We start from the raw sequence: 1,282 nt of genomic DNA, 5'->3' as shown, positions 1-1,282 counted from the left end.
TACTTGGATATAAAAAGAGCGGGGATTAACTATGTTGACGTGCTCGAAGCACTATGGCTATATTAAACTTAGTCCGCTCTTTTGTTCTTTCTGTTTATTTGAGAATATAATCTTTTGCAAGCTTAGGAAGCCTATAAATAATGCGGATTAATCGGTTAAGAACACATTTTCGCACTTGCTTCCGCCTCCCCTTTTATTCTAGGTGTTTTTAGTAATTTACCACACAAATAAAAGCCTCGGCTAAGAGTGTTGCGAGAACTAAACATTAAAGCTCTAAAGCCGCACTATTCATAGCCGGGTCGTTAGCAAACTTTAAAAGCCTCAATATGAGAACCCTATACTATTTTGTGATGATGTTCATTTCTACTGGAATACACAGTCAGAGCTACACAAAGCTATTAGAAGATGACAAAGTCTGGAACGTTAGTTATTCAAACTATGCAAATATTCCCCCGACAGGCTATACTACTGAATACTCCTTCCATAAGGATACGATCATTAATGGAATAACATATCAGGATTTCGGTGCGCTTCTCCGTGAAGATACCGTCAACAGAAGAGTCTTTTACTGGTATCATAACGAAGAGTATTTACTTTATGATTTTAATGCAAATGTAGGGGACACAATTCTCACTACTCACTTTCAAATCGTAATCGATAGTATTTCAACAATTACTCTGGAAAATAGCGAAAAGAGAAAAATATTTTACCATTCTGGAAGTAATACTGGGGAATATTATATCGAAGGTATTGGTAGCGACCATGGATTAGTTGAAATATCAGAGGCAAACGGGCCTCCTGCTATAAATTTTAATTGTCTGACCAAAAATGGTGAAAAAATATTCGGATCGTGTACAAATAGCTCCATTCAAACAAATGAAAAACATCCTAATACCTTATTAGTTTCGCCTAATCCAGTAAACGAAATCCTCCATCTAACAGACATCGCAGGGTTAAATTCGGGTAAAGTTCAAATATTAGACCAGCAAGGACAAATTCTTCTTGAGGAAAAAATTACCACTACGTTATATTTAAACAATGTTAGTTCGGGGGAATACCTTTTGAGGCTATTTGATAAAGGAAATGAAATAGTTGGACAGAGTAGATTCATAAAAGAATAACGTTTGCTAACATAGAACTAAGCTAAAAAACAAGAAAAAACTATATTTTTAAGCTGCTCTTCTGCTCACATAATTCGGATCGTAAACTAGATCATTCTTTATCACTCCAAAGCTCTGTTTTATGAGCTTATTGGCTACTGCTATTAGTGCTAGCTTCTTCG

1 protein-coding gene and 1 pseudogene are annotated in these 1,282 nt (G+C 35.6%); one reads left to right on the top strand and one right to left on the bottom strand.

The features are described from left to right. Positions 1-326: 326 nt before the first annotated feature. Complete coding sequence (locus tag FRX97_RS12125; protein WP_147015485.1) at positions 327-1,121, top strand: T9SS type A sorting domain-containing protein; 795 nt, start codon at positions 327-329, stop codon at positions 1,119-1,121. Positions 1,122-1,169: 48 nt separating this feature from the next. On the opposite strand, the pseudogene FRX97_RS12525 reads toward FRX97_RS12125, so the two are convergent. Next, positions 1,170-1,282 (bottom strand): annotated as a pseudogene (locus FRX97_RS12525) (IS110 family transposase); the annotation flags it as partial.

The sequence above is a fragment of the Luteibaculum oceani genome (genome assembly GCF_007995015.1).
GTDB lineage: Bacteria > Bacteroidota > Bacteroidia > Flavobacteriales_D > Luteibaculaceae > Luteibaculum > Luteibaculum oceani.
The sequence above is the reverse complement of the archived record's forward strand: the minus strand, read 5'-3'. Positions and strand labels throughout refer to the sequence as shown.

Coding starts and splice junctions, on each gene's coding strand:
- FRX97_RS12125 (WP_147015485.1), top strand. CDS start 327: ATGAGAACCCTATACTATTTTGTGATGATGTTCATTTCTACTGGAATA.